This is a genomic window from Pigmentiphaga sp. NML080357 (assembly GCF_002188465.1).
In the GTDB taxonomy this organism is placed as follows: domain Bacteria; phylum Pseudomonadota; class Gammaproteobacteria; order Burkholderiales; family Burkholderiaceae_B; genus Pigmentiphaga.
In genome coordinates this window covers 1-1,209 of sequence record NZ_NINW01000054.1, presented here as the reverse complement: position 1 = coordinate 1,209, position 1,209 = coordinate 1, and the positions used below count along the sequence as shown (strand labels likewise).

At 61.5% G+C, this 1,209-nt stretch carries 1 protein-coding gene; it reads left to right on the top strand.

All coding sequences use genetic code 11. The features are described from left to right. Positions 1 to 71: 71 nt before the first annotated feature. A protein-coding gene (locus CDO44_RS26180; RefSeq protein ID WP_233146373.1) for an IS3 family transposase occupies positions 72 to 1,192 on the top strand; the annotation gives its coding sequence in 2 pieces (ribosomal slippage) (positions 72 to 321 and positions 321 to 1,192; 1,122 coding nt in all). Positions 1,193 to 1,209 lie beyond the last annotated feature (17 nt).

The window sequence follows — 1,209 nt, the reverse complement described above, 5'->3', positions numbered from 1 at the left end:
CTGACCTGCTCTGAGAAATTCGCGCCACACGGTGTTTGAGAAAATAGCTTCCGACGCGAGAAGGAAGCGAGATGAAGAAGGCAAGGTACAGCGAAGAGCAGATTGTGCGGATACTGCGTGAGGCCGACCGGGACCCGGTGGCCGATGTGGCCAAGCGGCACGGGGTGAGCGAGCAGAGCATCTACGGCTGGCGCAAGCGGTTCGGGGAGTTTGGCGTGGACGAAGTGCGCCGGCTCAAGGAAGTCGAGGCCGAGAACGCACGACTGCGCAAGCTGCTAGTCGAGCGGGACCTGGAGATCGAGGTGATGAAGGAGGTCAGCCGCCGAAAGTGGTGAGCGTACAGGTTCGGCAGGAGCAGGCCCGGCTGGCTTGCTCGCTGGGGGTATCCCAGCGCCGAGCCTGTACGCTATATGAAGTATCCCGTTCGGGGTTGCGCTACGAGCCTACCAAGGCACACAAGGACGCGCCGGTGGTGGCGAGGATGAAGGCGCTCTCGGCGCAGTATCCCCGGTATGGGTATCGGCGGATCAGCATATTTCTGGCCCGAGAGGGGCATGCGATGAGCATGTCCCGGGCGTGGCGGTTGTGGAACGTGGCGAGGCTGCAGGTGCCCCGTAAACGGCCTCGACGCCGCGTGGCAGCCTCTCGCCCGCGTCCGCTGACGCCGACTCGGGCCAACCAGGTCTGGTCCTACGATTTTGTCTTTGACGCATGCGCCAACGGCCAGCAGATTAAATGCCTGACGCTAGTCGATGAGTACACGCGGGAGTGCCTGGCCATTGATGTGGCCGGGTCGATCCGTTCGCGCAGAGTGATCGAGATACTGGCCCGCCTGATTAGCGACCGCGGGGCACCGCGCTACCTGCGCTCGGACAATGGCCCGGAATTCGTCTCGCATGCCTTGCTGCAATGGATTGTGGATCAGGGCATCGAGACAGCGTTGATCGACCCAGGCAAGCCCTGGCAGAACGGCACGACAGAGAGTTTTAACGGTAAGCTGCGCGACGAGTGCCTGAACATGGAGTGGTTCCGCAACCGGACCGAGGCACGCATCGTGATTGAGGACTGGCGCCAGCATTACAACACCGTCAGGCCGCACTCCAGTCTAGGCTATTTGACACCGCAGCAGGCCGCCCAGGTCGCTGCATCAAGATTACCAACCGAAGCTAGATTCCAAATCCCAGTGGTGTGAAAAATCCGAGCAGGTCA